This window comes from Rhizobium lentis (assembly GCF_014200175.1).
In the GTDB taxonomy this organism is placed as follows: Bacteria; Pseudomonadota; Alphaproteobacteria; order Rhizobiales; family Rhizobiaceae; genus Rhizobium; species Rhizobium mulingense.
On record NZ_JACHBD010000018.1, the window covers coordinates 1 to 15,769 of the forward strand.

Here is a 15,769-nt window from a genome sequence, read left to right on the forward strand (position 1 = left end):
CAACGGCCATCCAAATAGCCAAATCGACGACCTGCTGCCGTGGACCTATGCCGCAAGGCACGAACTCAAAGCCGTGGCCTGAAAACAGCGCTTACGGCTTCGCTCCTATTCAATGAAGTGGGAATCAGGCTGACTTCCGCGGACGTAGAACAGGCTTCAGTACTTTGCCGCTCTCCGAGGCCGCACAAGCTTCGTTGATTTCGTCGAGGTCATAGAACTCGATAAGCTTGTCGAAGGGGAATCGTCCCTGCTTCCACAACTCGATGAGCTGAGGAATGAAGGTGTCAGGTACACTTTCTCCTTCAATCACCCCGCGAATGGTGCGCCCAAAAAGAATACTGTTCATGTCAAACGTCACTTCCGTGCCCAGAGCAGCGGCTCCGACCAGGGCGCAAACTCCCGTTAGTCGTAAGCAATCTACGGCCTGTCGGAAAACTGCTGGGATAGAAGTACATTCGAGTGAATAGTGGACGCCTAGACCGCCGGTCAGGGCTTGTATGGCTTTTACGGCATCTTCGTTGCGGCCGTTGACGACGTGGGTCGCGCCCAGCTCCTTCGCCAATGCCAGCCGCTCATCATTGACATCGACGGCTACGATCGTCGTGCAGCCAACAACTTTGGCAGCCATAACGGCGGCGAGACCAACGGAGCCGGCCCCAAATATTGCGATGCTTGTCCCGGCAACAGGGCGAAGCGCATTCATGACCGTGCCGGCGCCCGTTGAGATGCCACACCCCAAAGGGCCCATGATTTCCAACGGAACACTCTTATCGATCTTGACGACGTTGCGCTCCGTAGCAAGTGCATGCGTGCCGAACGAAGACTGGCGGAAGAAACAACCGCTGACGCGCTCCCCGTTGCAGCAGCGATAAGGCGTCGAACCATCACTCCGGCCGCCGCCAAAATTATAACCGAAGAATTCGAGGCAGTAGCCCGCCTCACCTTTTTGGCAGTTCTCACACTTGCCACATGAACCAAATGCTAGCACCACGTGATCGCCGGGCACCACTTTAGTTACGGCGGACCCGACCTTGAGCACAACGCCCGCACCTTCGTGTCCAAGGACAGCAGGCAACGGTGTCGGGTAATATTGGTCTCGAACAACGATGTCGGTGTGACATACGCCAACTCCGACGACTTCGATCACAACCTCATCGGGTCGCGGATCTTCGAGTTCCAGTTTTGTAATTTCGAACGGCTGCGATTTGCCTCTTACGACGGCGGATGTGCACTCGAACATGTTGCCTCTCTCCCAGTTGCAAACTCAATATCATTCCCGCGCACGACCCCTCCGCCGTGATGAGAAAATGACGCTTTTCGCCGATAAAACGGGCAACCTCCCCCGTCTCCACCTCTGGCGAAACGCGCAGGCGGCATTTGCCTGATTGTCGGGCCTGAAGCGTCAAGAGAAGCTAGGTCACAAAGTTCAATAACGCAAGCGCCTAGAGAAAATTTGTTTAATCGCACTCGAATGCTTTGAAAGGCTGTCGCCGGCACCGAAGTGACGACAAAAGTGTCTTGTGCACCCACTTTGCGCGGAAATTGACGGTCGCAAATTCATCTTTGGAAATAGATTTCGCACTCCCTAAGTCCTTCATGCGCGCCTTCCAGAGTCCAATCAAGTTCATTAGCGCAATTGATTTAGCCGCTTTAGCAGCCAAACACGCTGTCATTTGCGGCCTGCTTCCTCTCTGCCGACATTCACCTTGGCGGATCGGCCGAAGCAACACGGGGAATTGGACCTCCGTCCACGAAACGTGCAGAGCTGGCGCATGGGCACCGCCCAGCAACACAGTGGTGGATGAAGGCATCGTCAGGCTAGGAGACGACGCAGACATTGAGGTATGGAGTAGAACCGCGAGGGATCGCCCCCTTTAGGAGACCATGTTCGGGGCTCCGTGAGAGCTGTGACATAGAGCCCTGCACCGAAGTCGTCTCGCCCCAGCCTGCTACGACCGCTCGCCTATCATCAGCTTATCGGCGTGTTCTTCTTCAGGTAATATTTCGCCAGGCGACGGTATTTGACCAGTCTAGAATTTGGTAGACATTCTCGCAGCCACGACGTCTGCGACAATCGACAATGCCAGAGAAGACGCACTTTTAGCTTTGCCGAAAATTCCGATCGGAGCTTTGATCCGGTCGATATCGGCCTCGCTATAGCCGTCGTCGGCCAGAGCCTTGATCCGCCTACCGTGTGTGTGCAAACTTCCCAAAGCTCCGATATAAAAGGCCCGGCTATCGAGCACGAGCCGCAAGTGCGGTATCTCCCGGTCAAGGTCGTGATAGAGCAATGCGACCGCGGTAAATGGATCGATCACCGACTCTAAAGAACTGGCCGTCATCTGTCCGTCGACGAGATGAATGTCGATGTGGGTGGCGCGCGCGACGTCTGCCGTTGCCGTCGCTTCGATCGAACGGCCAAAAACGAGCAATCTGGTGGTCGGTTGGTAGGCGATGACGAAATCTTCCCCACTCCACTGCGACACACCACGGAACCGACGGTCGACGGATAGTCTCTCGGAGGCGGGACTATATCTGAGAGCCGTTTCCCGTCTTAGCTCGAGTTCGCCGATCACCTCCTCCAATTCTTTAACGCTCTGCAGCCGGTGGATAGCGAGATTGATCCCTCCTCCGCACGGAAGAACGATATCAAAAAACCGCGACCCTTCGCCGAGCCGCAGGAAGCGATCATGTCCGTTTTCCAAGGCCTCCAATGCTTCTGCTGCAACGGCGTTCTCTGTACAGCCGCCAGAAACGAAGCCGCAATAGAGTCCATCCGCCCTGACGACCATTTGCGAGCCGAGCGGACGTGCCGAGCCGCCGTGGATCTCGACCAAGGTTACCAGGGCGGTCGCTATCCCCGCCTTGACCGAGGCGCGAGCATAACGCAGAATTTCAAGAGGCTCGTCTGTCGAGAGGCCTATCGCGGGGACAACAGGGTCCGTCATCGGGTCTCGCACCGCCATGGCTTCCTCCAGCGATAGGTCACATTTCTCTCCTAACGAGACGCTCACCCGCCTATGGTCGAAGCGATGGCGGCAGCGACCGTCTCGACGTCCTGCCTTGCGTCGATCCAGCGCAGAAGTCCGCGTTGTTCGTAAAATGGTGACAACTGCGCCGTTGCGCGGACAAACTCGTCTACCCTTCGCCTTAACACTTCCGGATTGTCATCCGAGCGGCTGCTTCCTCCAGCCTCCCGTGACTGCTCCGCCCGTGCCTTGATGCGAGCTACAAGCAGTTCGAGAGGAATATCAAAGAGAATCACGTGATCCAGTGGCAGATTTTTCTCGCCAAGATGTGCCTCTAGTGCGCCTGCTTGTGCGACCGTGCGCGGAAAACCATCGAGGATGTAGCCAGCCCGGCCGGCAGCATTTTCAAGGCCTTCTTCCACCAGACCTATGACGACTTCGTCCGGCACCAGCCTGCCCGAATCGACGGCGGCTTTCGCCTGAACGCCGAGGGCGCTTTGTGCCTTGATCGCGTCGCGAAGCAGTTCACCGGTCGAGATATGCAACAAGCCTCGCTCCCGTATAAGCCGTTCCGCCTGGGTCCCCTTCCCAGCTCCGGGCGGGCCAATGAAAACAAGTCTCGTCATTCTTCAGACCCCCATGCACAGATATTTGATCTCGAGATAGTCATCCATTCCGTACTTGGACCCCTCGCGACCGTTTCCGCTCTCCTTAACGCCCCCGAACGGCGCGACCTCGGTCGAGATCAGCCCTTCGTTGATGCCCACGATGCCGGCCTCAAGCGCCTCTGCGACCCGCCAGATCCTGGAAATGTCACGGCCGTAGAAATAGGCGGCAAGCCCGAATTGAGTTTTGTTGGCAAGCTCGATTGCTTCGCTTTCAGTTTCAAAACGGAAAATCGGCGCGACCGGCCCGAAAATCTCCTCGCCGAAGATCTGGGATTTCGGCGAGACGTCGGCGATCACCGTCGGCTGGTAAAAGTTGTGGCCTAGCGCATGCCGGCCGCCGCCCACAACCACTCTGCCGCCGTGGCTGATGGCATCCGACACAAGCTCCTCGACCTTTGCGACCGCCTTCCCGTCGATCAGTGGGCCGATCTGCACACCGGACGCAAATCCATCGCCCACGCTCAATTGGGATACGGCTTCCGATAGCTGAGCCACGAACGTGTCGTATATGCTGCTCTGGACGAGAAAACGGTTGGCGCAGACACAAGTCTGGCCGGCGTTGCGGTATTTCGAGGCGATCGCGCCTTTGACGGCGGCCCCCACGTCGGCGTCGTCGAAGACGATGAAAGGCGCGTTTCCGCCAAGCTCCATCGAGGTCCGCTTCACGGTTGCCGCGCACTGGACCATCAGGACCTTGCCGATTTCAGTCGAACCGGTGAAGCTGAGCTTGCGGACGATCGGGTTAGAGGTCAGCTCCCCGCCGATGTCTCCGGCCGACCCCGTCACACAGGAGAGCACGCCCTTCGGTACCCCTGCGCGCTCGGCAAGAACACACAACGCCAGCGCCGAGAGCGGCGTCTGGCTTGCCGGCTTGATGATCATGGTGCAGCCTGCCGCCAGAGCTGGCCCGACTTTCCGAGCGATCATCGCTGCCGGGAAATTCCAGGGCGTGATCGCCGCGCAAACCCCGATCGGCTGTTTGATGACGACAATACGCTTGTCGGACATCGGCGCCGGAATCGTATCGCCGTAGACACGCTTAGCCTCTTCTCCAAACCATTCGATGTACGATGCCGCATAGGCGATCTCGCCACGGGCCTCAGGAAGTGGCTTGCCCTGCTCGGCCGTCATGATGGCGGCAAGGTCGTCCTGGTTTTCGATCAGTAGCTCGAACCAATTCCGCAGGACGGCAGCGCGTTGCTTTCCGGAAAGCGCCTTCCATCCGGACTGCGCTTGTTCGGCACTCTCGATGGCGCGCTGCGTTTCACCGGCCCCCATTCGGGGAACGCTTGCAACAACGGAACCGTCAGCGGGATTGGTGACGTCGATGACTCGACCGTCGTCGGCGTCGCGCCATTCCCCGCTGATGAAGCACTGACTGCGCAGCAGCGATGGATCTTTGAGAGTGGGAACTGCCATGGGGTTATCCTTATTTGAACGCAATCATGCTTCGACCAGAAGCGGCTCAAGCAGCTCCCTGGCTTTCCCGCCAAACGGAACCGGTCGGCGCGACAGGCGGTCGACGTTGACATGGATGAAGAATCCTTCGGCCGCGGCGACGTCTTCGTCGTTACGGAACAGGCCGATCTCGTAGCGAACCGACGAACTGCCTAGCCTCGCCACCCGAATGCCTGCCGTCACCTGATCGGGAAAGGTCATTTCGGCATAGTAGCGGCAGCCCGTCTCCACGACGAGAAACACCTCGGCGCCGCCCTTGATGTCGAGCACGCCGTTCTCGATGAGAAAGGCATTCACCGCCGTATCGAACAGGCTGTAATGCACAACATTGTTCATATGCCCGTAAGTGTCGTTGTCGGACCAGCGCAGGCCGACTTCACGGAAAACCTTGTAGGCCGAGCGGCTCGAAGGGGTTGCACGCTCCGCCATCACCAGGCCGCCCTGTAGATCGAAAGCGCATCCGCCTCATTGACCTCGCGAGGATTGTTGACGAGCAGGCGCGTTTGCTTCATCGCGTCGCGCGCCATGCCCGCCAGATGCTCCTCGCCAATGCCGACATCGCGAAGCCTGGGCTGGAGGCCGAGCTTCGTGGATAGACCGGCAAGCTTTTCGATGAATGCGGTGCAGCGTCCCTGCGCCCCCTGCTCCAAGGCAAGCTCCGGAAACGCATCCGCCGCGATTTCCGCATAGACCGAAGCGGCGTCCGGTGCATTGAACCGCAGGACATGCGGCAGAACGAGCGCGTTAGAGAGGCCGTGGGGAATGTGGAAAGTCCCGCCAATCGGATATGCCAGCGCATGCACGGCAGCGACCGGGGAATTCGCAAAAGCCTGGCCGGCAAGCATCGAGCCGAGCAGCATCGCACCGCGCGCGGCACGGTCCTTGCCATCGAAAACGGCGGTTTCGATATTGGCGCCAAGAAGTTGGAGCGCCTGCCTCGCCAGCATTTTCGACAGCGGATTGTTGTTCGCGCTCTTCGAGGCATAGGCTTCGATCGCGTGGACCATGGCGTCGACGCCGGTAGCTGCGGTGATATCGGCGGGAAGCCCGACGGTCAGGTCTGCATCGAGAATGGCGATATCGGGCAGGATGATCGGCGACGACACACCGCGCTTCTCGTCGCCGCCGACGGTGATGATCGAAACCGAGGTGACCTCGGATCCGGTCCCGGCAGTGGTCGGCACAAGGACCAGAGGCAGGCGAGGCCCCTTCGCGTTGCCGACTCCCCAGGCCTCATCGATAGCCTCGCCCGACCCGTAGAGAAGAGCCACGACCTTGGCAACGTCAAGCGAAGACCCGCCGCCGAAGCCGATAATGCCGGTAACACCCGCAGCCCTCGCCATGTCGGATGCTGCCATCACGGTCGCAAGCGACGGATCGGCTTCGACGCTGTCGAAGACGGCCACCTCGATACCCGAGGCTGCAAGCGAGACTAGAGCCGGATCGCAAAGCCCGAGCCTGCGCAGACCGGCGTCGGTCACGAACAGGATGCGCTCACCCAGCTTCTTCTTGACGATGTCGCCGATCCCGGCGGCTGCACCCGGCCGGAAAACGATCTGCGGCGTTGTGGTGAATATGAAAGGGTTCATGCAAATCTCCTCTGTCACTTCCCTCACCCGACGGGCAGGCTGTCGCGCAGCTTCACGCGCAGGATCTTGCCGGATCCCGTCCGAGGTATTTCGTCGACGATGTAGATGCGATCGGGGACCTTGTAGGCAGACAGGCGCTCCTTGCAGTGGGTAAGGAGGGCTGCCTGATCGAAAGCCTCGGCATCCTTGAGAACGACACAGGCTACCGGAACCTCGCCGAGCATCGTATGGGGCATGCCGATGACGGCGCAGTCTATGACGGCGTGATCGAGCAGGATCGTCTCCTCGACCTCGGCTGGCGCGATGTTCTGCCCGCCGCGAATGATCAACTCCTTCAGGCGGCCGGTGATCGTCAGGAAACCGTTCGCATCGGCCTTGGCGAGATCGCCTGTGCGATACCAGCCGTCGACGACGGCTTTCTGGGTCTCCTGTGGTTTGTTGTGATAACCCTGCATGAGGTTCGGCCCCTTGCAGATCAGCTCGCCCTCGCTGCCGACCGGAACGTCGAGGCCGGTTTTAGGATCGACCAGCCGGACTGTGACCCCGGGAAGCGGAAGGCCGCAGGAACCTGACACGCGCCAGCGGCCGGGCCAGTTCATGGTCACCATCGTGGAAGTCTCGGTAATGCCGTAGCCGTCGAGCAGGGCGACGCCGAAGAATTCCTCGAAGTCGTTGTTTAGAGTGCCGGGAAGGATGGCACCCGCCGACACACAAAGCCTAACCGACGACAGCAGTTTCTCGCCGCTTGTTTGGCATGCGGAGAGGAAATAGTGGAAGACGGTCGGCACGCCGGGCATGAATGTGAAGCGTCCCGACCGTAGCAGTTCGGTCGCCTGCGTGGTCGAGAATTTCTCCATGATGTATTCGCTGGCGCCAAGCGCGATGATGGAGAGGACCGCGATGTTGAGCGCATAGGAATGATAGAGCGGAAGCGAATTGAGGACGACGTCGTTCTCGTTCATCCCCGCGATCGGCGCCCAGCAGGCGGCCGTCACCCACAGCATGGATCGCGTCGAGAGAAGCACGCCCTTGGGCCGGCCGGTCGTTCCCGACGTGTAGACGATATAGGCCGGCCGATCGACATCCCGGTCGTCCTCGAAATCGGACGACTGCCGCCGCTCCATCGCTGAAAATCCGGAGGCCGGGTCTGCATCGATCACGAGGACAGGCCCCTTGACCCGCCACAAGACCGCGTCCGCCATCGTCCGTTTCTCCGGCTGGGTGACGAGCACCGTGCATCCGGCGTCGGTGATGCGGTATGCAAGCTCGGCTTCGGTGGATTCGATACTGACCGGTACGCAGATGCCGCCGGCGCGCACGACGGCGAGGCAGGCGACCACCCAGTTGACGGAGTTCGGCAGGAAGATTGCGACGGCCTGCCCTTCCCGAAGGCCACCAGCGACGAGGTAGGAAGCCAGGGCTTCCGTCTCCGTATCGAGCTGCGGATAGGAAACCGAACGCATCCTGTCCTCGAACGCCATTTTTTCAGGATAAAGGCGCGCATTTCGCCGAAGGATTTCGCCGACGGGCGCGATCAAATCGTAACGTATCATCTTGGCTCCTCCCAATCCTCCCGTTAGACCATGCAAAAGCCGCCGTTGACACTGATCACCTGGCCCGTCACCCAGGACGATGTCTCGGAAGCGAGGAAGGTGACCATTGGGGCGATATCGTCGGGCCGGCCGATACGGCGCAACGGATAGGCCTTGACGATCTTCTCCCGGTTCTTCTCGAGGAATTCCGGATCCGAATGGGAAGTCTCGATCAGGCCGAGGGAAACCGTGTTGACGGTGACGTTGTTGCGGCCGAATTCCCGGGCCAGCGACTTGCCGAGCGCGATCGTGCCGCCGCGCGCGGCGGCGGCAAGCGCAAGGTTGGCTTCGCCGATGCGGGAGCTGTCGCCGACGAGATTGATGATGCGGCCGGAGTTCTGCGCGATCATCAGCGGCGCCACCTCATGGCAACAATTGATCGCGCCGTAGAGACACACGTCGATCTGCTGCTTCCAGTCTTGCGGGGTCGAGTCCACGAACGGCTGGTACTTCACGTAACCGGCATTGTTGACGAGAATGTCGACCGTGCCAAAGTCCGCCGTAACGGCGGCGATCATCGCCTTGACCTGGGCATTGTCGCTGATGTCCGCCTGGTAGGCTTTTGCCTTTCCACCGCCCGCCTCGATGGATGTGACAACGGCCTCAGCTTCGTCCCTGGAACGGCTGTAGTTCACCGCGACGACGGCGCCTTCGGCAGCGAGAGCGCGTGCGATATCGCCTCCGATATCCCGGCCACCGCCCGTGACCAACGCCACCTTGCCCTTGAGATTGGTCTCCATTGCATTGTCTCCTTGATACTTGAATTGCTGCCTTCGCAGCGAATTGGTGAATGAGGCCAAAAACTGTTATCGGCCCAGAAACCGCGGCTGGCGCTTCTCGCCGAACGCCTTGCGTCCTTCGGCGTAGTCGTGACTTGAACTCGCCTTGTCGATCAATCTTTCCGCCTCGACACGGTCGAGATCCCCCCGAGCACAGCCGTTGAGGATGAACTTGGCACCTCTGATCGTCAGGGGAGCGTTGGCGGCCATGGCATTTGCGCGTTCCAGAGCAGCCGCGTGCGCGTCCGGTGCAAGCTCGTCAATGAAACCGGTGGCAAGCGCGTCGCGCGCAGTGAATCGACTTGCCGAGTATAGAATTCGTTTCGCCTCACTGACGCCGACGAGCGAAAACAGTTTGCGGGTCGCGGAGACGCCATAGACGATCGACAGGCGGGCGGCGGGAATGCCGAAGATGGCGCTCTCTTCCGCGACCCGAAAATCACAGGACATGGCAAGATGTGCAGCACCACCCAGGCAATAACCACGCACAACCGCGATGGTGGGCTTGGAGACCTCGTAGATGGCGTCACCCGCCGCATCGACGGCGACCTCGTAGCGTGTGCTTTCCTCCACGCCACCCCGGACCGTCTCGAACTCGCTGATATCAGCGCCGGCAGAAAAATCACTTGCCGCACCCATCAACAGAATAGCGCGAATATTCGTATCACCGTCGAAGTGACGAAATAGCTCCGCAAGCTCGCACCACATTGAATAGGTCACAGCGTTGCGCTGCGTGGGCCGATTCAGTGTGACAGTGGCTATACCACCTGATTTCTCGACCAAGATATCACTCATGTGCTGCTCTTTCCCTGCTGAGCGGTGGCTGGCCGGCCCATGCCATCGCGGTGGGAGCGCCCGGCACAAGAAAGCCGGGCACCCCATTTCGTTCACTTCTTGACCAGGGGGCATTGGCTCTCGGAAAGCGGGCGGAACGCCTTGTCGCCGGGAATGGTCGTGACAAGCTTCAACAGGTCCCATTCGCCCTTGGATTCGGACGGTGTCTTTACCTGATAGACGTACATGTCATGCACCATCCGCCCGTCCACGCGGATCTTGCCGCCCTTTGCGAAGAAGTCGTTGATCGGCGTCTCCTTCATACTAGCCATAACCTTCTTGGTGTCCGTCGTGCCCGCGGCCTTGACGGCCTGCAGGTAGTGCATGGTCGAGGAGTAGTCCCCTGCGTCGCCCATGTGCGGCGGACGACCGACGCGCGCCTCGAACTTCTTGGCGAATGCCCGCGTCTCGTCGTCGCGATCCCAGTAGAAGGCATTTGTCAGGATCATGCCCTGCGCCGTTTCGAGCCCAAGCGAGTGGACGTCCGTATCCCATACAAGCAGGCCGGCAACTGTCTTTCCTGACGAGGCTAGCCCGAATTCAGAGGCGGATTTGACCGCATTCACGAAGGTCGTACCGGAACCGGCCATGGCGACGACATCGGCGGGCGATGCCTGCGCCTGCAGCATGAAGGCACTGTGGTCGGCAGTCTCGATCGGATAGCGGACGGCGCCGGAAACGGTTCCGCCGTTTGTCTTGACGATCTGGGTTGCATCCGCCTCGAGCGCATGGCCGAAGGCATAGTCGGCAGTCAGGAAGTACCAGTTCTTCTTGCCTTCCCGGATCAGTTCGTTGGCGGTGCCGTTGGCGAGCGCATAGGTATCGTATGAGTAATGGATGCTGTTCGGCGTGCAGCCGTCGTTCGTCAGGCGTGACGAACCGGAGCCGTTGACGATGGCGATCTTGTCCTCATCCTTGGCAACCTGCGTGACAGCCAGCGCTATGCCCGAATTGATCAGGTTATTGATCATCGTCACGCCCTGCGAGCCATACCATTCGCGGGCCGTGGCCACCGCCACCTCCGGCTTATTCTGATGGTCGGCGACGACCACCTCCAGCGGACGGTCGAGGACCTTGCCGCCGAAATCCTCGACCGCCATATTGACGGCGGCAATAGCGCCATCGCCGGCCTCATGCGAGAACTGGCCGCTAACGTCGGTCAGGACGCCGATCCGGATCGGCCCTGAATCCTCGGCTTGGACCTGAACGCACGTGGCGCCGATGGCCGCGGCGCAAGACAGCGAAATTCGTAGACGTTTCAACATTCCATCCTCCCAGATCCGGCGCTGCAGCTCCTCCGCGAGCGCTAAAAGTAAACTTGCGCTATCATACTTAGTGGCAACCAGCTGCCCACCTATGGTACGCAGTGACAGGCTACCGTGGTAAGATAGACAGAGTTTTCGCCGTGATGCAAGCTTGCATTATTAGACTTTGTGTGTTTTTCTAAAACTGCCTTTTGCGAGGAGAGGTGCGTGGCAGTCATCGTTTGACGCCACTGGAGGAAATCGAGCAGATAGGGAGGATCCGTGCCGGAGAACGCACCCATAATCGAGGCGCGCAATTTGACGCGCTCGTTCGGCGGCTTCGTCGCCGTGAACAACGTCGATATCCGGATCTGGCCGGGACAGATCCACGCGCTGATCGGCCCCAACGGCGCCGGGAAGAGCACGCTGTTCAACTTGTTGACCAAGTTTCTTTCCCCGAGTTCGGGGCAAATCTTCTTAAAGGGCCGAGACATTACTGACATGGCGCCTGCCGACATCGCGCGGCTTGGCCTCGTTCGCTCGTTCCAGATCTCGTCGGTGTTTCCGCACCTGAGCGCGCACGAAAATGTGCGGGTGGCGCTTCAGGCCCGCGAGCGTGAGACGTTCTCATTCTGGAAGTCCAACCGGTGTCTGAAGCGCTTCGACGAGGAGGCGCTCTCCCTTCTCGTAAGCGTCGGTCTTGCCGAGAAGGCGCGAACGAAGGCGAGCGAATTGTCCTACGGACGCAAGCGCGCCCTTGAACTGGCAACCACGCTCGCACTGGAACCGGAAGTTCTACTGCTCGACGAACCGATGGCCGGCATGGGAACGGAAGACATTGGCAAAACGGCATCGCTGATCCGACGCGTCGGCAAAAGCCGTACCGTACTGATGGTCGAGCACAACCTCGGCGTCGTCGCGGATCTATCCGACACGATCACCGTGCTCCGCCGTGGTGAGGTGATTGCGGAGGGAACCTATTCAGAGGTTTCGACCAACGCCGAAGTTCGCAAAGCCTATATGGGAGGCGCCCATGGCTGATCCTGCACTCTTGAACGTCAGCAATCTGGAAGCCTGGTATGGCGAGAGTCATGTTCTGCACGGCGTTAACTTCAATGTCAGAAGAGGCGAGGTCGTCACCCTGATCGGCCGCAATGGTGCCGGCAAGACGACTACGCTGCGAAGCCTGATCGGCGTCGTCGGCAAACGGACCGGCGCGAGCACCTATAAGGGCACCGACCTCCTGAAGGTACCGGCCCACAAAGTCGCTCGTCTTGGCATCGGCTACGTGCCGGAGGAACGCGGAATCTTCTCGAGATTAAATGTCATCGAAAACCTCATGTTTCCGCCCGCCTGGCAATCGGGCGGTATGAGCGTGGAGGAGATCTACACCCTCTTTCCAAATCTGAAGGGGCGCGACAGCACGCCCGGAACGCGTCTTTCAGGCGGCGAGCAGCAGATGCTGGCGATCGGCCGAATTCTGCGCACCGGAGCCGATTTCATCCTCCTCGACGAACCGACGGAAGGTATTGCCCCCGTGATCATCGAGGAGATCGGCGCCGCGTTGCGCATTCTCAAGGACCGCGGCATGACGATTATTCTGGTTGAACAGAATCTGCGCTTCGCAGCATCGGTTGCCGATCGCCACTTCGTGCTCGATCAGGGCAAGGTCGTCGACGAAATCTCCAATAGCGCGCTTGACGCCAACATGGACCGACTGAACCGGTATCTGGGAGTGTGACGGTGACGCGCATCATAAAAGAGGTAAAAAGCGATGACTGATTTTCTCGGGGTGCCGCTGCCCGTCCTTCTCGGCCAATTACTGCTTGGCTTGATTAACGGCTCGTTCTACGCGCTGCTGAGCCTCGGTCTTGCGATCATCTTCGGCATGCTTAACGTGATCAACTTTGCACACGGCGCGTTCTATATGCTCGGCGGCTTCGTTGCCTGGTATCTTCTTTCCCGCCTGGGGCTTGGATATTGGGGAACTCTGATCGCCGCTCCGATCGTGGTCGGCATTTTCGGTGTCATCGTCGAACGGCTGTTGCTGAAGCGGCTCTATCGGATGGATCACCTCTACAGCCTTCTCCTCACCTTCGGCGTCGCGCTGATGCTGGAAGGGCTGTTCCGCCATGTTTTCGGCGCGGCAGGCAAGCCCTATCCCGTTCCCGCGGCGTTGACCGGCGGCATCAATCTCGGCTTCATGTTTCTCCCGATGTACCGCGCGTGGGTCATTGTGGTTTCGCTTGCCATCTGCATCCTGACTTGGCTTGCCATCGAGCGCACGAAGCTCGGCGCCTACCTGCGGGCTGCCACCGAGAACCCCGCGCTGGTTCAAGCGTTCGGGATCAACGTGCCCCTGATGCTCACCCTGACCTACGCCTTCTGCGTCGGCCTTGCCGGTTTTGCGGGCGCCCTTGCAGCTCCGCTTTACCAGGTAAGCCCAGGCATGGGCTCCAGCATCATCATCGTTGTCTTCGCCGTGGTCGTTATAGGCGGCATGGGATCGATCGGTGGCGCCATCGTGACGGCCCTCGGCCTCGGCATCATCGAGGGCCTCACCAAGACCTTCTATCCCGCAGCATCCTCGATCGCGGTCTTCGTAGTCATGGTGCTGGTCATTCTCATCCGGCCGGTTGGCCTGTTTAGTCGCGAGGCGTGAATATGAACGGTATCACTCTGTCCAGTCCCGCTACCGCACGCGGATTTGCTGGACCAGCATGTTTTCTCGTCTTGATCGCGGTCGCGGCGATCCTGCTTATCGCCCCGCTGGTGACGTATCCGCTATTCCTGATCAAGATTCTGTGCTTCGTGCTTTTCGCAGCGGCATTCAATCTGGCGCTCGGCTATGCAGGCTTACTCTCCTTTGGCCACGCGGCATTTTTCGGTGGCGGCGCCTATATCGCGGCTCATGCCGCAAAAGTCTGGCACTTGCCCTTCGAACTGGCCGTGCTGTCCGGAACCGCATTTGCGGCCGTGCTTGGCCTCGTGTTCGGCGCGCTGTCCATCCGGCGGCACGGGATCTATTTTGCAATGATCACGCTGGCCCTTGCGCAACTCGTCTATTTCATGGCCGTGCAGATGCCGTTTACCGGGGGGGAGGACGGCATTCAGGCCGTGCCACGCGGTAACCTGCTCGGCATGATCGACTTGCGAAACATCACGGCCATGTACTACACCGTGCTCGGCGGTACGGTTATCGGCCTCGTGATCATCTGGCGGGCGGTCAATTCGCCTTTCGGCCACACCCTTTCAGCAATCCGCGAAAACGAAACTCGCGTGACGTCGCTCGGCCTCAAGCCAGACCGTTACAAGCTCATCGCGTTTACCTTGTCTGCTGCGCTGTCGGGCCTTGCCGGGTCGATGAAGGCGATCGCTTTCCAGCTTGCCTCTTTGGTTGATGTCACCTGGCACATGTCTGGCGAAGTCATTCTGATGACGCTGCTTGGGGGCATGGGAACGCTGATCGGTCCGATCGTGGGTTCGACCCTGGTCGTTGGCCTGGAGCACTTCTTGTCGACCAGCGGCCTGCCCATCACCTTCATCATCGGCCTGTTTTTCGTTATCTGCGTGATGATGTTCCGGCGTGGCGTTTTTGGCGAGCTCAAGCTCTTCCTCGAACGCCGGAGTCCGTGAGACATGAAGTCTTCTTGTGCAAGTTAAATGAAAAAGCCGGAACGACAGTTCCGGCTTTTTTATGCCAGGCGTACGTTCCTGTTATCGAGCTCGGGCGCCAAAGAGGTAGCCAATCGCCGCAGCCATTATCAGCTGCACGGCGCTTGCAATATCCGGAGACATTTGACCGCGGTCATCACCTGCCGGCAGAAGGCCGGGAAGCAGACCGCCATAGACCGCCCACAACGCAGCCAACACGGACACGAACACCACCAACCCTAGGATTGGCATCGAAGGACCCGCGCGCGCGACTGCAACCGCAGGCGCCGGCCCGGGACTAAAGGTTGCCTCTATCCGTGCGCGATCTGTGCTAGTGGACCTTTCGTTCTTCTGGGACACACCTTCGGATTTCGGCGCGGTCATCCTGCCTGGGTCAACAGCCGCGTTCTGCCGCGCCTGGATCTCTTCCGCGAACCGCTTGAAGAATTGGCCCGCCATTTGCTTTGCAGTAACATCAATCAGCCTGCCACCAAGCTGCGACAGCTTGCCACCGATCTGTGCATCGACGGTGTAGATGAGTACGGTTCCGCTGTCAGCCGGTTCCAGTTTCACGGTCGCGACGCCCTTTGCGAAACCCGCAACGCCGCCCTGCCCCTCACCCGTAATCTTATACCCGTTAGGCGGATCAAGGTCGGAGAGCGTTACCGCCCCTTGGAAGCGCGCTTTTACCGGACCGACTTTCATAACCGCAATGGCGGTCATTTCCGTGTCTGAAGACTTTGTCAATTCCTGACATCCTGGAATGCAAACTCTGAGCACGTCAGCGTCGTTGAGCGCGGCCCATACGTCTTCCCTTGTCGCCGGAATTAACTGCTGGCCTGACATTTCCATGGATACATCTCCTCACCTGACGATTGGGTGTTGCCGCCCTCGGGTGGCGAAATCACATTGCTTGACATTCCTATGTTAAGTCTAATAATGCAAGTGAAATTATGGCATTTCGCTGAGCCGCACTGCGCGG

At 59.4% G+C, this 15,769-nt stretch carries 15 protein-coding genes; 4 read left to right on the forward strand and 11 right to left on the reverse strand.

Translation table 11 applies throughout. From position 1 onward, the window contains the following. Positions 1-124: 124 nt before the first annotated feature. The 10 genes from GGI60_RS28565 to GGI60_RS28610 all read right to left on the reverse strand — a co-directional run bounded on the left by GGI60_RS28565 (position 125) and on the right by GGI60_RS28610 (position 11,154). The gene (locus GGI60_RS28565; RefSeq protein ID WP_040139969.1) at positions 125-1,240 is read right to left on the reverse strand and encodes an NAD(P)-dependent alcohol dehydrogenase; all 1,116 of its coding nucleotides are present in this window, start codon (positions 1,238-1,240) and stop codon (positions 125-127) included. Positions 1,241-2,030: 790 nt separating this feature from the next. Next, a complete protein-coding gene (locus tag GGI60_RS28570) occupies positions 2,031-2,966 on the reverse strand; it encodes an XdhC family protein (protein WP_183934920.1) in 936 nt (311 codons plus the stop codon). A gap of 44 nt (positions 2,967-3,010) precedes the next feature. Then, positions 3,011-3,595 carry an adenylate kinase gene (locus GGI60_RS28575; RefSeq protein WP_183934921.1) on the reverse strand — a complete coding sequence of 195 codons (585 nt, stop codon included), beginning with the start codon at positions 3,593-3,595 and terminating at the stop codon, positions 3,011-3,013. Positions 3,596-3,598: 3 nt separating this feature from the next. Next, positions 3,599-5,056, reverse strand: coding sequence for an NAD-dependent succinate-semialdehyde dehydrogenase (locus GGI60_RS28580; protein ID WP_183934922.1), 1,458 nt, complete (start codon positions 5,054-5,056; stop codon positions 3,599-3,601). Between the two features lie 24 nt (positions 5,057-5,080). Then, positions 5,081-5,524, reverse strand: a complete 444-nt coding sequence (locus GGI60_RS28585; protein ID WP_040139962.1) for an acyl-CoA thioesterase — start codon at positions 5,522-5,524, stop codon at positions 5,081-5,083. Beyond that, positions 5,524-6,684 (reverse strand): iron-containing alcohol dehydrogenase, encoded by a 1,161-nt coding sequence (locus GGI60_RS28590; RefSeq protein WP_183934923.1) that lies wholly within the window; start codon positions 6,682-6,684, stop codon positions 5,524-5,526. The genes GGI60_RS28585 and GGI60_RS28590 overlap by 1 nt, the downstream gene beginning before the upstream one ends. A gap of 23 nt (positions 6,685-6,707) precedes the next feature. Then, entirely contained in the window at positions 6,708-8,237 is a 1,530-nt protein-coding gene (locus tag GGI60_RS28595; RefSeq protein WP_183934924.1) for a class I adenylate-forming enzyme family protein, read from the reverse strand. Between the two features lie 23 nt (positions 8,238-8,260). Continuing rightward, complete coding sequence (locus tag GGI60_RS28600) at positions 8,261-9,016, reverse strand: SDR family NAD(P)-dependent oxidoreductase (protein ID WP_183934925.1); 756 nt, start codon at positions 9,014-9,016, stop codon at positions 8,261-8,263. A gap of 66 nt (positions 9,017-9,082) precedes the next feature. Beyond that, positions 9,083-9,850: an enoyl-CoA hydratase-related protein gene (locus GGI60_RS28605; protein ID WP_040139954.1), complete on the reverse strand. Its 768-nt coding sequence runs from the start codon at positions 9,848-9,850 to the stop codon at positions 9,083-9,085. A 92-nt stretch (positions 9,851-9,942) separates the two neighbouring features. Next, complete coding sequence (locus GGI60_RS28610; RefSeq protein ID WP_409527284.1) at positions 9,943-11,154, reverse strand: ABC transporter substrate-binding protein; 1,212 nt, start codon at positions 11,152-11,154, stop codon at positions 9,943-9,945. Positions 11,155-11,415: 261 nt separating this feature from the next. Between GGI60_RS28610 and GGI60_RS28615 the strand changes: the two genes are divergently transcribed. From GGI60_RS28615 to GGI60_RS28630, 4 genes are read left to right on the forward strand one after another with little or no spacing between them, the layout of a single operon-like run. Beyond that, a complete protein-coding gene (locus tag GGI60_RS28615; RefSeq protein WP_183934926.1) occupies positions 11,416-12,174 on the forward strand; it encodes an ABC transporter ATP-binding protein in 759 nt (252 codons plus the stop codon). Further along, on the forward strand, positions 12,167-12,874 hold the full coding sequence (locus tag GGI60_RS28620) for an ABC transporter ATP-binding protein (RefSeq protein ID WP_040139950.1): 708 nt from the start codon (positions 12,167-12,169) through the stop codon (positions 12,872-12,874). The genes GGI60_RS28615 and GGI60_RS28620 overlap by 8 nt, the downstream gene beginning before the upstream one ends. A gap of 33 nt (positions 12,875-12,907) precedes the next feature. Continuing rightward, positions 12,908-13,795 carry a branched-chain amino acid ABC transporter permease gene (locus GGI60_RS28625; protein ID WP_040139948.1) on the forward strand — a complete coding sequence of 296 codons (888 nt, stop codon included), beginning with the start codon at positions 12,908-12,910 and terminating at the stop codon, positions 13,793-13,795. A gap of 2 nt (positions 13,796-13,797) precedes the next feature. Continuing rightward, positions 13,798-14,769: a branched-chain amino acid ABC transporter permease gene (locus tag GGI60_RS28630; protein ID WP_183934927.1), complete on the forward strand. Its 972-nt coding sequence runs from the start codon at positions 13,798-13,800 to the stop codon at positions 14,767-14,769. An 81-nt stretch (positions 14,770-14,850) separates the two neighbouring features. Here GGI60_RS28630 and GGI60_RS28635 read toward each other — a convergent pair whose 3' ends face one another. Next, positions 14,851-15,639, reverse strand: a complete 789-nt coding sequence (locus GGI60_RS28635; protein ID WP_040139945.1) for an SRPBCC family protein — start codon at positions 15,637-15,639, stop codon at positions 14,851-14,853. Between the last annotated feature and the right edge of the window lie 130 nt (positions 15,640-15,769).